A 15,963-nucleotide genomic window follows, 5' to 3' on the forward strand; every position below is an offset into this window, starting at 1 on the left:
AAAACCTCTTGTCGCTGGGTGGGTGGGCGCTCAGGCGCCGAGCTCGTTGTCGATGAGGGCGAACAGCTCGTCCGTGGTCGCGGTCTCCAGTGCCTCGCCGGCGTGGCCGCCGCCGGACAGGGTCTTGTGCAGGGTGGTCACCATCGCCTGCAGCCGGGCGACGATCCGGGACCGGTCGATCTCGGCGGCGTCCAGGCCGGCCGCGACCGCTTCCAGCCGGTCCAGCTCCACTTCCAGCGGCACCGCGGCCTCGCCACCGCCCAGCTGGGTCCACAGGTGCTCGGCCAGCGCCTGCGGGTTGACGTGGTCGAAGGCGACGGTCGCCGGGAGCTTGAGCCCGGTGGCCGCGCCGAGGCGGTTTCGCAGGTCGACCGCGGTCACCGAGTCGAAGCCGAGCTCCTTGAACGCGCGGGCCGGTTCGACGGCCGAGCCGGTGTCATAGCCGGCGACCACGGCGACCTGGCCGCGGACCAGCTCCAGCAGCGTCCGCTGCTGCTCGGCGGGGGTGAGTGCGGCCAGCTTCGCCTGGAGGTCGCCGGTGTTCTCGACGGCTTCGGTCTTCTCCTCGGCGACCTCGGGCAGCGCGCGCAGCAGCGGGCGCGGGCGGGCGAGCTGGTACACCGGGGCGAACGCGGCCCAGTCGATGTCGGCGACCACCAGGTGCGTCTCGTCGTGGTCCAGTGCCTGGCCCAGTGCTTCGACGGCCAGTTCCGGCGACATCTCGGCGAGGCCCATGCGGCGCAGCAGGTCGCTCGCCTCGGCGTCGACCATGCCCCCGCCGCCCCAGGAACCCCAGGCGATCGCGGTCGCAGTCCGGCCCGCGGCCCGGCGGCGCCGGGCGAGGGCGTCGAGGTAGGCGTTGCCCGCGGCGTACGCGGGCTGGCCGGAGGTGCCCCACACGGCGGCGCCGGAGGACATCAGGACGAACGCGTCGAGCTCGGTGTCGCCGAGGAGCTCGTCGAGCAGCGCGGCGCCGGTGACCTTGGCGCGGGTGGCCGCGGCGAACTCCGCGGGCGTGACGTCGGCCAGCGGCGACTCGGCGGTGAGCACCCCGGCGGCGTGCACGACGGCGGTCGGCGGGTGTTCGGCCAGCAGGGCCTTCAGCTGTTCCTTGTCGGAGACGTCGCAGGCCACCACGGTGGCACCCAGCTCGTCGGCCAGCTCACGCGCACCCTCGGCGTCGAGGCCGCGGCGGCTGGTGAGCACGATCTTCCCGGCACCGCGGCCGGCCAGCCAGCGGGCGACGTGCGCGCCGACCGCGCCCGTGCCGCCGGTGACCAGGACCGTCCCCCGTGGCTGCCACTCGTCCGCGATGCCCTTCAGTGGAGCGCGGACCATCCGCCGGGCGAACACCCCGGACGGCCGGATCGCGACCTGGTCCTCACTGTCCACACCGGACACCACCGCGGCCAGGCGGGCGGCGTCGGCGGGCCCGTCGACGTCGACCAGGCCACCCCAGGTGGCGGGCAGGTCGAGCGCGGCGACCGTGCCGAGGCCCCACACCGCCGCGGCGGCCGGGTCGGCGTCGGAGAAGGCGTCCACCGCGACCGCGCCGCGGGTGACCACCCAGGTGGGAGCGTCGACGCCGGTGTCGCGCAATGCCTGCAGCAGCGCGATGGTGGCGGCGACGGCGGTGCTGAGCGCGGGGTGCTCCGGGTGTTCGCGGGTGTCGAGGGCGAGCAGCGACAGCACGCCGTCGAACGGCCGCAGCGCCGTCGCTTCGGTGACCAGCTCGGCCAGGGCTTCACGGTCCGCCGTGGCGATGACGCGCACGACGTCGCCCTGTTCGGCGAGCGCGTCGGCCAGCTCGGCCGCCGCGGGGACGTCCGCGGGCACGACGACCAGCCAGGTGCCGGTCAGCCCACCCGTGACGCTCACCGGCGCCCAGGAGACGCGGTAGCGCCAGGACTCCACTGTGGACAGCTCGGTGCGGCGGCCGTGCCACGCGGCCAGGGCCGGGACGACCTCGGCCAGCGGAGCGGCTTCGACGCCGAGCCGGGAAGCCAGCGCGTCGACGTCACCGCTCGTGACGTCCTGCCAGAAGTCCTGGTCGGCGACGGCCGCGGGTGCGGCCTGGGCGGCGGCTTCCTCTTCGAGCCAGAAGCGCTTGTGCTGGAACGGGTAGGTCGGCACGTCGACGATCCGGCCGCCGGGCACCAGCGAGGCCCAGTCCGCCGCACCGCCGCGGACGGAGTGCTCGGCCAGCGAGGTCGCGAAGCGGGTCAGGCCGCCCTCGTCGCGACGCAGGGTACCGGTGACGGAACCGCTGTGCGTGCCTTCGTCGAGAGTCTCCTGGATGCTCATGGCCAGCACCGGGTGCGGGCTGACCTCGACGAACCGGGTGTAGCCCGCCTCGGCGAGCTTCGCGACGACCGGCGCAAAGCGGACCGTGGTGCGCAGGTTGGTGAACCAGTACTTCGCGTCCACAGTGGACTCGGTGACGGGCTGCTCGGTCACCGTGGAGGTCATCGCGACCGTGCCGGCGCCGGGCGTGATCGGGCCGAGGTCTTCCAGCAGCCGGTCGGCGAGGTGCTCGACGTGCGCGGAGTGCGACGCGTAGTCCACCGGCACGCGCTTGGCGCGGAAGCCTTCGGCGACGAGCTGGTCGCGCAGCTCGTCGAGGGCCTCGCCGTCGCCCGAGAGCACGGCCGAGGTGGCGCCGTTGTCGGCGGCCAGGGAGATCCGGCCGTCCCAGGCGTCGAGCCGGGTCAGCAGCTCGGCGGCGGGCAGTCCGGCGGCGAGCATGCCGCCACCGCGGCCGCCCAGGACGTCCCCGATCGCCTTGCTGCGCAGCGCGACCACGCGGGCACCGTCCTCGAGCGACAGTGCGCCCGAGACACTCGCGGCGGCGATCTCGCCCTGCGAGTGGCCGATCACCATGTCCGGTTCGACCCCGTGCGCGCGCCACAGCGCGGCCAGCGAGACCATCACCGACCAGAGCATGGGCTGGACGACGTCCACCCGGTCGGCGGGCGGCGTGCCCGGCTCGCCGCGCAGGACCGCGATCACCGACCAGTCGACGAACTTCCGCAGGGCCGCGTCACATTCGGTCAGCCGCGCGGCGAACACCGGCGACTGCTCCAGCAGCGTGGTCGCCATGCCGTTCCACTGCGAGCCCTGGCCGGGGAAGACGAACACGGTCTTGCCGCGGACGTCGGCGGTGCCGGTGATGACATCGGGCCGCGAACCGCCGGCGGCCAGTGTCTTCAAGGCCTCCTGCGCGTCTTCTCCCGCGAGCACCACGGCGCGGTGGTCGAGCTTCGCGCGTCCGGTGGCGAGGGTGTAAGCGATGTCCGAGAGGTCACCGTCCACCTGGGTGGCGAGCTGCCCGGCGGCCTCGGCCAGCGCGGCCGGGGTCTTCGCCGACAGCACCAGCGGGTGCACCGCGGGCTTCGGCGTCTCGACGGCGTCGGTCTCGGGAGCCTGCTCCAGGATGACGTGGGCGTTGGTACCGCTGACACCGAACGACGAGACGGCCGCGCGGCGCGGACGGCCCACCTCGGGCCAGTCACGCGGCTCGGTGAGCAGCTCGACCGCGCCGGCGGTCCAGTCGACGTGCGTCGACGGCGTGCCGACGTGCAGGGTGCGCGGCGCCTTGCCGTGCCGCAGCGCCTGCACCATCTTGATCACGCCCGCGACGCCGGCCGCGGCCTGCGGGTGCCCCATGTTGGACTTGATCGAGCCGAGCATCAGCGGCTCGCCCGTGGTGCGCTGCCCGTAGGTCTCCATCAGCGACTGCGCCTCGATCGGGTCGCCGAGCGCGGTGCCGGTGCCGTGCGCCTCGACGAGGTCCACATCGGACCGCGACAGCCCGGCGTCGGCCAGCGCGGCTTCGATCACCCGGACCTGCGACGGGCCGTTCGGCGCGGAGAAGCCGTTGCTGGCGCCGTCCTGGTTGATCGCGGAGCCGCGCACCAGCGCGAGGACGCGGTGGCCGTTGCGGCGCGCGTCGGAAAGCCGCTCCAGCACGAGGACACCGACGCCCTCGGCCCACGACGTCCCGTCGGCGTCGTCCGAAAAGGACCGGCTGCGGCCGTCGGCGGAGAGGCCGCGCCGTCCGCTGAAGTCGACGAACATCTCCGGGGTGCCCATCACGGCAACGCCGCCGGCCAGCGCGAGCGTGCAGTCGCCGTCCCGCAGGCCCTGCGCGGCCATGTGCAGCGCGACCAGCGACGACGAGCACGCGGTGTCCACCGACACCGAGGGGCCTTCGAGGCCGAGGGTGTAGGAGACCTGCCCCGAGACGAGGCTGCCGTCGGGGCTCCCGCCGCTGTAGTCGTGGTACATCACGCCGGCGTAGACGCCGGTCGGGCTGCCCTTGAGCGCGTGCGGGTCGAGCCCGGCGCGTTCGAAGGCCTCCCACGAGGCTTCGAGGAGGATGCGCTGCTGAGGATCGGCGCGGCGGGCGTCGCGCGGGCTGATGCCGAAGAACTCGGCGTCGAAGCCCGGGGCGTCGTAGAGGAACCCGCCGTGGCGCGTGTAGGTCTTGCCGGGCCGGTCGGGGGTGGGGTCGTAGATGCCCTCGAGGTCCCACCCGCGGTCGGCGGGGAACTCCCCGATGACGTCGCGGCCCTGGTCGACCAGGGCCCACAGGTCGTCCGGCGTGCGGACGTCCCCGGGGTAGCGGCAGCTCATGCCGATGATGGCGATGGGTTCGGCGTTCTTGGCTTCCAGCTCCTGCACGCGACGCCGGGCCGCCTGCAGATCCGCCGTCGCGCGCTTCAGGTAGTCGCGAAGCTTGTCCTCGTTGCTCATGAGATCCCCAGTTCTTCGTCGAGCACGGCGAAGAGCTCGTCGTCGGTGGCTTCGTCCAGATCGGCGGCTTCGGCGGCGCCCGTGTTCGCTTCGGTCCACTTGCGGGACAGCGCCTCGAGGCGGGCCGTGACCTTCGCCGTCGAGCCGTTCAGTGATCCCGCGCCGGCCAGGAGGGCTTCCAGGCGGTCGATCTCGGCGAACAGCGAGTCGGCCGCGCCTCGCGCGGGGCCCAGCAAGGCGTGCAGTCGCGAGGCCAGCGCGGCCGGCGTCGGGTGGTCGAACACGATCGTCGCGGTCAGCTTCAGGCCGGTCAGGGCGCCGAGCTGGTTGCGCAGCTCCACCGACGTCAGGGAGTCGAACCCCATCTCCTGGAAGGCTCGTTCCGGCTCGACGAACCCGAGCCCCAGCACGGCCTTGACCTGGTCGGAGACGACCTCCAGGAGGTACGCCTGACGCTCGGACTCCGGCAGCGTCGCGAGCCGGGCCGTGACGGCGCCGTCGTTCTTCGCCGCCGTGCGGCGAGGGGCCGCGGGGCGGACCATGCCGCGCAGGACCGGCGGCAGCGAGTCCGCGCGGGACCGCAGGGCCGCGACGTCCAGCTTCACCGGCGCGAGGACGGCGTCCTCGGCGACGAGGCACGCGTCGAGCAGGGCGAGTGCGTCGGCGGTGGCCATCGGCGGGGTGCCGAGGCGGCGCAGGCGGCGGAAGTCGGCCTCGACGAGCTCGCCGGCCATGCCGCCGTCCTCGGCCCAAGCACCCCAGTCCAGCGCTGTCGCCGGGAGCCCCTGGGCGTGACGGTGGCGGGCCAGCTCGTCGAGGAACGCGTTGGCCGCGGCGTACCCGGCCTGTCCGGCGGCCAGCACCGTGCTCGCGGCCGAGGAGAACAGGATGAACGCGTCGAGGTCCTTCGTGAGTTCGTGCAGGTGCCAGGCGCCGTCGACCTTCGGGGCGAAGACGCGCTCGAGCTCTTCGTCGGTGAGGTTCTCCACGCGGCCGGCGGACGGGACGCCCGCGGCGTGCACCACCGCGGTCAGCTCGACGCCGTCGAGCAGCGCCGCCACGGACGCGCGGTCGGTGACGTCGCAGCTCGCGATGGTGACCTCGGCGCCCAGACTCGTGAGTTCGTCACGCAGCTCGGCCGCACCGGGAGCGTCGGCGCCGCGGCGGCTGGTGAGCAGCAGGTGCCGGACACCGTGGTTCGTCACCAGGTGCTTCGCGACGACGGCTCCGAGCCCGCCCGTGCCGCCGGTGATCAGGACCGTGCGCTCCAGGTCCCAGCCGAGATCGCCGGTCGGGGCCGCCGCGACCAGGCGCGGCACCAGGACCTTGCCGTCGCGGACGGCCGCCTCGGGCGCACCGGTGGCCAAGGCCGCTTCGACGTCTTCGCCGTCGATCAGCACGAACCGGCCCGGGTTCTCGGCTTCGGCCGCGCGGACCAGGCCCCAGACCGTCGCGAGGGCCGGGTCGACGTCCTCGCCGTCCACCGAAACCGCACCGCGCGTGACGACGGCCAGGCGGTCTTCGGAGTCCCGGATGGCGGCGAGCACCTGACGGGTGGCCGCGCGGGCCCGCTCCGGCACCGAACCGTCCGATGTGGACACTTCCAGGACCTTCGCGGCGACCGCCGTGCCCGCGGGCGCCGGCTCCCAAGCGACGCGGAACAGCGAGCTGGGCGCCAGCTTGCCGAGCGAGATCGGCCGGGCGGCCAAGGAGTCGACGGACAGCACCGGGGCGCCGGTGGCGTCGGCGATCCGCAGCGTGATGGTGTCCGGGCCGGCCGGCGACACGTGGACGCGCAGCGCGGAGGTGCCCGCGGCGTGCCACGTGGTGCCGCTGAAGGCGAACGGCAGCATCGGCTTCGCCTCGCCGTCCTCCGGGACCGGGCCGAGCAGCTGGGCGTGCATGGCGGCGTCGAGCAGGGCCGGATGCAGGCCGTAGTCGCGAGCATCGGCCAAGGTGACCTCGGCGTAGACGTCGTCGCCGTGGCGCCACATCTTGGTCAGCCCCTGGAACGCGGGGCCGTAGTCGTAGCCGAGGTCCGCGAGCTGCGCGTAGGGGTCGTCCAGGGCGACCTCGGTGGCGCCCGCGGGCGGCCACTCGGTGAGGTCGAACGACGGCTCGGCCGCTTCGGCGGTCACGAAGCCTTCGGCGTGGAGCGTCCAGGCGTCCTCGCCGTCGGCTCGCGAGTGGACGGTGACGCGGCGGCGTCCGTCCTCCTCGGCGCCGAGGGACACCTGCAGGGCGGCGCCCTTGCTCAGGGCGAGCGGGGCCTGCAGCGTCAGCTCTTCGATGCTGCCGTAGCCGACCTCGTCGGCGGCGGCGCGCGCCAGCTCGACGAACGCCGTGCCGGGCAGCAGGATCGTGCCGAGCACGACGTGGTCGGCGATCCACGGCACGGTGTCGGCCGAGAGCCGCCCGGTCAGCACGACCGTGTCCGTCTCGGGGACCCGGACGACAGCGCTGAGCATCGGGTGCGCGGCGGGCTGCTGGCCGTGGTCCGCGGCATCGCCGGTCGAGGTGGTGGCGGAGACCCAGTAGCGGGTGCGGCGGAAGGCGTAGGTCGGCACCTCGACGCGGCGGGCCCCGGCGTAGAACGCCTGCCAGTCCACGGGAATCCCGCGGGCGTGCAGGGTGGCGACCGCGGTGACGACGGCGTGGGCTTCGTCGCGGTCCTTGCGCAGGGCCGGGACGAACACGAGCGCATCGTCGTCCAGGGCGGTGCTCGCGGCGGCGGTCAGGACCGGGGCCGGGCCGATCTCGAGGAACGTCCCGACGCCTTCGGCGGCGAGCGCGCGCACGCCGTCGTCGAACCGGACGGTCGCGCGGACCTGCTCCACCCAGTACTCCGGCGAAGTCAGGTCGGCGCCGGCGGAAACCGTGGAGACGATGGGGATCCCGGGCTTCGCGTAGGTGAGCTTCTCGGCCACCGCGCGGAACTCGGCGAGCATCGGCTCCATCAGCGGTGAGTGGAAGGCGTGCGAAACGCGCAGCTCCTTCGGACGCTCGAAGTGCGCGACGACGGTGGCGACCTCGTCCTCGGCACCCGAGACCACCAGGGAGCCGGGGCCGTTGATCGCGGCGATGCTCACCCCGGCCGTCAGCAGCGGGGTCACCTCGGCCTCGGTGGCCGCGATCGCGACCATCGCGCCGCCTGCGGGCAAGGCCTGCATGAGCCGGGCGCGGGCCGCGACGAGCGTGCAGGCGTCGTCGAGCGAAAGGATCCCGGCGACGTGGGCCGCGGCCAGCTCACCGATCGAGTGGCCGAGCAGGTGGTCGGGACGGATGCCCCAGGACTCGAGCAACCGGTAGAGCGCGACCTCGAACGCGAACAGCGCGGGCTGCGTGAAACCGGTCTGGGCCAAGGCTTCGGCATCGTCGAAGACCGCGCGGTCGAGGTCCAGCCGAGTGCAGGCGGCGTCGAGCGCTTCGGCGAACACCGGGTACTTCGCGGCGAGGACCTTTCCCATGCCGGCGCGCTGGGCGCCCTGGCCGGTGAAGAGGAAGGCCGTCCGGCCGGTGCCGCGGCGGTCGCGGACGACGTTCGGCGCGTTCTCGCCGGCGGCCAGCGCGACCAGCCCGGCGCGCAGTTCGGCGGGGTCGGAGCCGACGACGACGGCGCGGTGGTCCAGCGCCGAGCGCGTGGTGGCCAGCGAGAACCCGACGTCGGCCAGGTCCCCGGCGTGGTCCACCAGCTGCTGAGCTTGCGCGGCGACGGCGTCCGCGGAGTCCGCCGAGACCGGCCACGCGACCACCGGGACCTGCGGGTCACCGGCCTCTTCGGCGACGGGTTCGGCCTGCTCGATGATCACGTGGGCGTTGGTACCGCTGATACCGAACGACGACACCGCGCCCCGGCGGGGCCGCTCGACGGCGGGCCACTCACGGGACTCGGTGAGCAGCTCCACCGCCCCGGCCGACCAGTCGACGTGCGGCGACGGCGTGTCCACGTGCAGGGTCTTCGGGAGCACACCGTGCCGGATGGCCTGGACGACCTTGATCACGCCGCCGACCCCGGCGGCGGCCTGGGTGTGCCCGATGTTGGACTTGAGCGAGCCGAGCCACAGCGGCTGGTCCGCGGCGCGGTCCTGGCCGTAGGTGGCCAGCAGCGCCTGCGCCTCGATCGGGTCGCCGAGCTTCGTGCCGGTGCCGTGGCCTTCGACCAGGTCGACGTCCGTTGTGGACAGTCCGGCCGTCGCGAGGGCCTGGCGGATCACGCGTTGCTGAGCCGGTCCATTGGGGACGGTCAGGCCGCTGGAGGCGCCGTCGGAGTTGACCGCGCTGGCGCGCACGACCGCGAGGACGTCGTGGCCCAGTCGCTGGGCGTCGGAAAGGCGTTCGACGACGAGGACGCCGACGCCTTCGCCCCAGCCCGTGCCGTCGGCACCGGCGGCGAAGGCCTTGCAGCGGCCGTCGTCGGACAGGCCGCGCTGCTCGGTGAAGTAGACGAAGGTCTCGGGCGTGGCCATCACCGTGACGCCGCCGACGAGGGCCAGCGAGCAGTCGCCGCGGCGCAGCGCCTGCGTGGCCCAGTGCAGGGCGACCAGGGAGGACGAGCAGGCGGTGTCGACCGAGACCGCGGGGCCTTCCAGCCCGAGCGCGTAGGCGACCCGGCCGGAGACGACGCTGCCGGCGGCCGCGTGGCCGAGGTAGTCGTGGTACATCACGCCGGCGAAGACGCCGGTGCTGCTGCCGCGCAGGGTTTCCGGGACGATGCCCGCACGCTCCAGCGCGGTCCACGACGTCTCCAGCAGCAGCCGCTGCTGGGCGTCCATGGTGAGCGCCTCGCGGGGCGAGATCCCGAAGAACTCGGGGTCGAACTCGGCGGCGTCGCGAAGGAAGCCGCCCTCACGCGTGTTCGTGGTACCGGGCCGCTCACCCGCCGGGTCGTAGAGGCGGTCCAGCGGCCAGCCGCGGTCGGCCGGGAACGCGCCGATCGCGTCGGTCCCGGTGCCGACCAGCTCCCAGAGGTCGTCGGGGCTCGCGACGCCGCCGGGAAAGCGGCAGTCCATGCCGACGATCGCGATCGGCTCACTGTCGCGCCGCCGGACCTCCTGCAGGGCACCCTTGGCCTCGCGCAGGTCGGCGGTCGCGCGCTTGAGGTAGTCGAGCAGTTTCCGCTCGTTCTCGGCGCTCACGCCATTGCCCCCGTTCCGGCGCGCAGCCGGGAAATGGCAGGAAAAACGGTACTCACGTAATCGACCACCTAACCGCGAAAGGGGTGGAAGGTGCCACGTCGAAAACGCTACCGAGGTCCGTGGGGCCGTCCCACCCCTAACGGCCCCACAATCAGCGGGTCAGCGCGGCGACCAGTTCGCGCGGCGCCGGCAATGCGGCGATCTCGTCCCGTAGCGCGGTCGCCGCGCCACTCAGCGAAGCCAGTTCCGCGACGTGCTCGGCGGAACCCACTCGCCCGGCACCGAAAGCCGCGATCCGAGCACCGATCGCCGTCTCCGTCAGGGAAAGCTGCGGCACGCCGTGGGTCGCCGCCGCGAGGGCGAGGGACGCGTCGCCGTCGTGGATGACCGCGCTGCACGCCGGCAGGAGTGCCGCCGGGGGTGCCGTGTCGACCAGCCGGACGTTGGGCGGCATCGTGACGCCGGCCGGGATCCGGGTCGAGTCGGTCGCCCAGACCACCTCGGCGTCCACCGCGGCGACGGCGTCGAACACCGGACCCGCGAGGGTCACGTCCGTGAGCGAGAGCAGCACCCGGCTGCGCCTGGCCTTGCGGCGCAGCCACTCCGGCACCACGACCGGACCGAAGTAGGGCACGTGCCGGACCGGCCGGGCGTCCGAGGAGTCCCGCAGCGACGGCGGAACCGTGTCATAAGCCGTGTCGAAGTCGGCCGGGCCGGACTCGTCAAGCGGGCCCAGTAGCCGGATCGTGGCGACGCCGGCCGCCGGTGCCTGCGCGTCGGCGACCACGACCTCGGGCCGCCACAGCTCGGCGAACTCGGCCAGCGCCGCGGACTCCGTGTCCTCGGTTCCGAGGTCGACCGCGACGCAGCCGGTGCGCAGGATCTCGTCGACGAAGGACTGGCGTCCGGCGATCTTCACGTCGTGGCCGGCGGTGCGCAGCGCCCACGCGAGGGGAACCAGGTTGTGCAGCCGCGCGGGCGACGACGGAGCGGCCAGGAGTACACGCATGGGATCCACTCCAGAAAAGGAAACCGGGCCGGCCCGGTGCGGATAGTCGATTTCGACACTATCCGCACCGGGCCGGCCCGCTAACCCCTACAAATTCCTATTGCCCCGGCAACGTCACCGCTTCGATCGGGCTGCGCCGCATCGCGAGCCGCGCGGAAAGCGCGGTCACCGGCCAGACGATCAGGAACACCGCGGCGATGACCGCGAGGAACACCCACAGCGGGCCGATCGGCACGATGGTGCCGGACGAGAGCGCCATGGGAATCACCGTGAACAGCGAGATCCCCGTCCCGAGCACCAGGCCGAGCACGGCCAGGATGCCGCCCTCGATCATCAGCATCGACCGGACCTGCCCGCGTCGCGCACCGGCGAGCCGCTGCACGCCGAACTCGCGACGCCGCGAAAGTACCGCCACGGCGAGCGTGTTCACCGCCGCGATCGCGGCGTACGCGATCGCGAGCACGGCCAGCAGGTAGTGGATCATCGCCTCGATGTCGGCACTGGCCGCGAAGCTCTCCGCCACCGCGTCGGAGTCACCGACGGTGGCCCCGGCCCAGTTCGCCGTCGCCGACGTGACCGCCGAGACGACCGCCGCCGCGTCCTGCCCGTCCGCCCCGCGGACCAGCAGCCGGTTCGCCACCCCCGACGTCGTGTGCGGGGCGAGCAGCGCGGCCGGCAGCACGATGCTGGGGTAGCCCGAGGGGCTGTCCAGCAACGCGACGATCTTCACCTTCGCCTGCGCGCCGTCGCCGAGGCGCATGGTTATCTGGTCGCCGAGCTTCAGGTCGAGGTCGTCCGCGATGCCTTCGGGCAGCGCCACCGTTTCCCCGGTGAGCTCCCCCAGCGAACCGGACGTCACCGGCGTCGCCAGCACCCCGTTCGCGTCCCGGACGTCGAGGCCGAGCAGCCGGCCCGGGTCGCTGCCGTTGCCGTCGTAGGGCTCTTCGATCCAGCCCTGACTGGTCACCAGCGGCGACACCGACCCGACGCCCGGCGCCTGCCGGACGGCGTCGGCCAGCGCGGGCGAGACCGCGCCGGTACCGCTGGTCACCACCGCGTCGGCCTGCAGCTGGTCGGCGTAGGCACCGATGATGGCGTGCTGCTGCGTGGTTTGGGCGTACACGTTCCCGAGCGCGACCGCGGTGGCCAGGGTGATCGGCGTCAGCACGGCGGCGAACGCCACCGCCCGGGTCCGCGAGTTGATCACCGCGAGCACCGCGTCCCGGCCGCCGACCCGCCGGATCAGCGGGCCGAAGCGCGTGGCGACGAACGCCATCAGCTCCGGGCCGATCAGCGCGACCGCGATCGAACCGGTGAGGACGGCGGGACCGCACACGGCCGACGCGATGTCCACCGGCATGAACAGGGTCGCCACGGCGAGCAGCACGGTGACCCCGGCGAACACCTTCGCGCCGAAGCGGCGCACGTCGTTCACCTTCGCGGGCGGGATGGACGCCTCGGCGAGCGCCTGCAGCGGCCGGGCCCGCGCCGCCGGCAGCGCGGCGAACCACGCGGCGGCGAACGAGATGCCGAGCGAGAGCACGAGACCGCCGCCGAAGGCGATGATCCCCTGCTGAAACTCCAGCTGGGGCGGGAGCATCCCGTTGCCCGTGGTGAAACTGAAGATCTCCGCGCCGATGAAGCGGCCGCCGGCCAGCCCGAAGAGGGCGCCGAAAGCCGCCACCACCATCGTCTCGGCGAGCACCATGCGGTGCACCTGACGCGGGGTCGCGCCGGTGGCCCGCAGCAGCGCGAGCTCCTGCTGCCGCTGGCGCACGGTGAGGCTGATCGTCGCCGACACCACGAGCGCCATGACCACCAGGACCATGCCGCCGAACACGCCGGCGAGCAGGATCAGCGGCAGCTGGGCCCCGTCGATGCCGGGGAACTCGGCGGACCCGCGGTCCGCGCCGGTCAGCACGTTCAGCCCGGGCACCTTCTCGGCGATCCGGGCGGCGAGCTCACCGGCGTCGACGCCGTCCGCCGGGTAGATCCCGGCCAGGTCGACCGTGCCGGGGTGCACCGAGAACTGCTGGGCGTCGGCGGGCGAGAAGAACAAGGCGGGACCGGTCGTGTCCGCGTGCGCGACACCGACGACCACGAAGTCCCGCGGCGGCGCGCCGTTCACGGCGATGGGCACCTGGCCCCCGGTGCGGACACCGGCCGTCGCGGCCGAAGCTTCGTCGAGCACGACCTGCCCCGTGGCGCGCGGCTGCGAACCGTCCACAAGGGAGTAGGGCGCCAGCGCGGCCGAGTCCCACCCGTGCCCGGCCAGCGGAGCGTCGGCGCTCTGCGGCCCGGACGCGGTGACGACGACCGCGGCGAAGGTGGTGTCCGGCACGACCTGCCGCACGCCCGGCACGGACGCGAGCTGGGCCAGCTGGCCGGCCGGGATGCCCGAACGCTCCCCGTAGGGAACGACCTGCGACTCCTCGTCCGGCAGCTTGAACCCGGCCGAACCGGTCACCACGACCGGCGCGCCCGCGAGCCGCTGCGGCTGGGAGTGCAGCGACAGCGCGGTTTCGAACAGGCCACCGCACGCGATCAGCAGCGAGCAGCCGACCAGGACCGCGACGAACGTCGCCAGCGAGGCGGCCGCGCGGAACCGCAGGCTGGCCAGCGCCATCCGCAGGACCACCCGCCGCGGGCTCACTGCTGCCCCCTCGCCTGCTTGGCGCGGGCACCGAGACGCGCCAGCTCCGCCGCCACCATCTCGACGGCCGGGGTGGCCATCTTGGTCACGATCTGCCCGTCGACCAGGAAGAGCACCTCGTCGGCGAACGACGCGGCGACCGGGTCGTGGGTGACCATGACGATCGTCTGCCCGGCGTCGGCCAGCTCGCGCAGCAGCCCGAGGACCTCGAGCGCGGTGGTCGTGTCGAGCGCACCGGTCGGTTCGTCGGCGAAGGTCACCGCCGAGCGACCGGCGAGCGCGCGGGCGATCGCCACGCGCTGCTGCTGGCCACCGGACAGCTCGCCGGGACGGTGCCGGACCCGCTGCGACAGGCCCACCCGCTCGACGACCTGGGCGATCCACGCCCGGTCCGGTTCCTTGCCCGCCAGCAGCATCGGGAGGGTGATGTTCTCCTCGACGTTGAGCGCGGGCATCAGGTTGAAGGACTGGAACACGAACGCCACGTGCTCGCGGCGCAGTTCGGTCAGCTGGGTTTCGTTGCGGCCCTTGAGGTCGACGCCGACGAGCGTGACGCTGCCCTGGTCGGGCCGGTCGAGCCCGGCGGCGCAGTGCAGCAGGGTGCTCTTGCCGGACCCCGACGGGCCCATCACCGCGGTGAAGCTCCCGGCGGGGAACTCCACGCTGACCCCGGCGAGCGCGACCACAGCGCTCTCGCCGCGCCCGTACGTCTTCTTCACCGAGTCCAGCCGGACGGGCGACCCGGTGGTCGTCATGGTCGTCATCCCCGCGCGATCCGTTCACTCGAGCGGTTGCGGGTCGCGAGGTACCAGGGCACCACGATGACCGCGCCGCCGATCAGCGGCCAGATGAAGAACGGCGAGTGCAGGCTGAGCGTCGCGAAGCACATGATCAGCCAGATCAGCAGGTGAATGCCGGTGCCGGCGAGCCACACGATCGTGACCACTTTCAGTGCCGTGCGCCCCCCGGCCGTGGAACCGTCTGTCGTCTCGGCCATCTCGGCCCCCGATCTCAGGTACGAACAAATCTGTGTATGGGTTGCACAGTTTAGCCCAGTACCGGCCTGAGGGGAACCCGGACCCCTGCGAGCGGGATCAGGGGTTGCGGTTCACCCGTCGCCGAGGCGCATCCGGCGGTCCCGCTCCCGCGTGGACCACAGGCCCAGCACCAGCAGGCCGCCGCCGAGCACCGGCCACAGCACCCACGGCCCGTCCCACTGGCCGCTGACCATGCCCATGATCAGGTAGACCGCGACGTTGACCAGGCTCACCAGAACCCAGACGGCCAGCCCGACCCGCGGGGCGGCCTCCAGGATCGGCGGCACCGAGGATCCGGACCGGCCGGAGACGGCGCTGTCCAGCTCCGCGTGGGTGGTGGCGACCCGCACGCGGGCCAGCCTGACCTCGGCGTCTTCGCCCCGGCCCTCGGCGCGGTCGTGCTCGATCCGCGTGACGGCGAGCTTGCGATCCAGCTCGGTGACCCGCGTACGCTCCGGCCACAGGAGCCGGCCGACGGCCGTGGCCACCGGCCTGTTCTCGCTCACGATCGCTCGCCCTCCGCCCAAATCAGTGTAAGACTCTCACAGTTTACTGCCGGAGCACTCGCCAGGGAAGACGCACCATGCTGGACAGGGACACCACACCGGAGCTGCCCCCCGGGATGACACTGGCCTGGGGCGGCACGCCACCGCCGCGCCGCGGGCCCAAGCCGTCGCACTCGGTGGACCAGATCGTCGCGGCGGCCGTGGGGCTCGCCGACGCCGAGGGCGTCGGGAACGCCTCGCTCCCGAACATCGCCCACGAGGTGGGCGTGACGACCAACGCGCTGTACCGCTACGTCAGCTCCAAGGAGGAGCTGACGGTCCTGCTCGCCGACGCGGGCTGGGGCCCGCCGGCCCCGGGCCTGGCGTCGTCGGGCGACTGGCGCGCCGACGTCCGCGACTGGACGCGGGCGGTGCTCGACCGCCTGCTGAGCCGCACCTGGCTGCTGGACCTGCCGATGCGCGGCGACCCGGTGACCCCGAACCGCCTGGCGTGGACCGAGCTCCTCCTGCGCGCGTGCGCCGCGGCGGGCGTCCGCGGCGAGCATCTGCTCGGCTGCGAGACGATGGTGCGGGGGTTCGCCACGGCGGCGGCGATCCGGTTGGCCTCCCCGGCGACGGCCGCCGAGGCCGAGGCCGTGCGCGATCACCTTTCGCCCAACCTGGCCCGTCACGACTCTGCCGAGCTGGCAGCCTTGGTGTCCGACGGCCGGTACCCGGTCACCGCCGAGGACCGCGAGGCGTTCCTGAGCGCCGGGCTCGAGCCCGTGCTGGCCGGTGTGGCCGGGATGGCGAGCATCTTCTGAGCCGCCCGGCCGGAACCCGTGGCATGAAAGACTCTTTCACCGCGTCGGACGCGGTGAAAGAGTCT

Annotated in this window: 8 protein-coding genes; 1 reads left to right on the forward strand and 7 read right to left on the reverse strand. The window is 73.4% G+C overall.

All coding sequences use genetic code 11. The features are described 5' to 3' along the window. Positions 1–30 precede the first annotated feature (30 nt). The 7 genes from AB0C38_RS11850 to AB0C38_RS11880 all read right to left on the reverse strand — a co-directional run bounded on the left by AB0C38_RS11850 (position 31) and on the right by AB0C38_RS11880 (position 15,095). Entirely contained in the window at positions 31–4,755 is a 4,725-nt protein-coding gene (locus AB0C38_RS11850; protein ID WP_360670558.1) for a type I polyketide synthase, read from the reverse strand. After that, positions 4,752–9,890 carry a type I polyketide synthase gene (locus AB0C38_RS11855; protein ID WP_360670561.1) on the reverse strand — a complete coding sequence of 1,713 codons (5,139 nt, stop codon included), beginning with the start codon at positions 9,888–9,890 and terminating at the stop codon, positions 4,752–4,754. The genes AB0C38_RS11850 and AB0C38_RS11855 overlap by 4 nt, the downstream gene beginning before the upstream one ends. 151 nt (positions 9,891–10,041) lie before the next feature. After that, on the reverse strand, positions 10,042–10,899 hold the full coding sequence (locus tag AB0C38_RS11860; RefSeq protein WP_360670563.1) for a nucleotide disphospho-sugar-binding domain-containing protein: 858 nt from the start codon (positions 10,897–10,899) through the stop codon (positions 10,042–10,044). A gap of 97 nt (positions 10,900–10,996) precedes the next feature. Next, complete coding sequence (locus AB0C38_RS11865; RefSeq protein ID WP_360670566.1) at positions 10,997–13,552, reverse strand: ABC transporter permease; 2,556 nt, start codon at positions 13,550–13,552, stop codon at positions 10,997–10,999. Continuing rightward, on the reverse strand, positions 13,549–14,307 hold the full coding sequence (locus AB0C38_RS11870; RefSeq protein WP_360670569.1) for an ABC transporter ATP-binding protein: 759 nt from the start codon (positions 14,305–14,307) through the stop codon (positions 13,549–13,551). Before AB0C38_RS11870 ends, AB0C38_RS11865 begins: the two co-directional genes overlap by 4 nt. A gap of 5 nt (positions 14,308–14,312) precedes the next feature. Beyond that, positions 14,313–14,549 carry a hypothetical protein gene (locus tag AB0C38_RS11875; protein WP_360670572.1) on the reverse strand — a complete coding sequence of 79 codons (237 nt, stop codon included), beginning with the start codon at positions 14,547–14,549 and terminating at the stop codon, positions 14,313–14,315. A 111-nt stretch (positions 14,550–14,660) separates the two neighbouring features. Continuing rightward, on the reverse strand, positions 14,661–15,095 hold the full coding sequence (locus AB0C38_RS11880; RefSeq protein WP_360670575.1) for a hypothetical protein: 435 nt from the start codon (positions 15,093–15,095) through the stop codon (positions 14,661–14,663). Between the two features lie 77 nt (positions 15,096–15,172). Between AB0C38_RS11880 and AB0C38_RS11885 the strand changes: the two genes are divergently transcribed. Further along, on the forward strand, positions 15,173–15,898 hold the full coding sequence (locus AB0C38_RS11885; protein ID WP_360670578.1) for a TetR/AcrR family transcriptional regulator: 726 nt from the start codon (positions 15,173–15,175) through the stop codon (positions 15,896–15,898). Positions 15,899–15,963 lie beyond the last annotated feature (65 nt).

This window comes from Amycolatopsis sp. NPDC048633 (genome assembly GCF_040650695.1).
Classification (GTDB): Bacteria; Actinomycetota; Actinomycetes; order Mycobacteriales; family Pseudonocardiaceae; genus Amycolatopsis.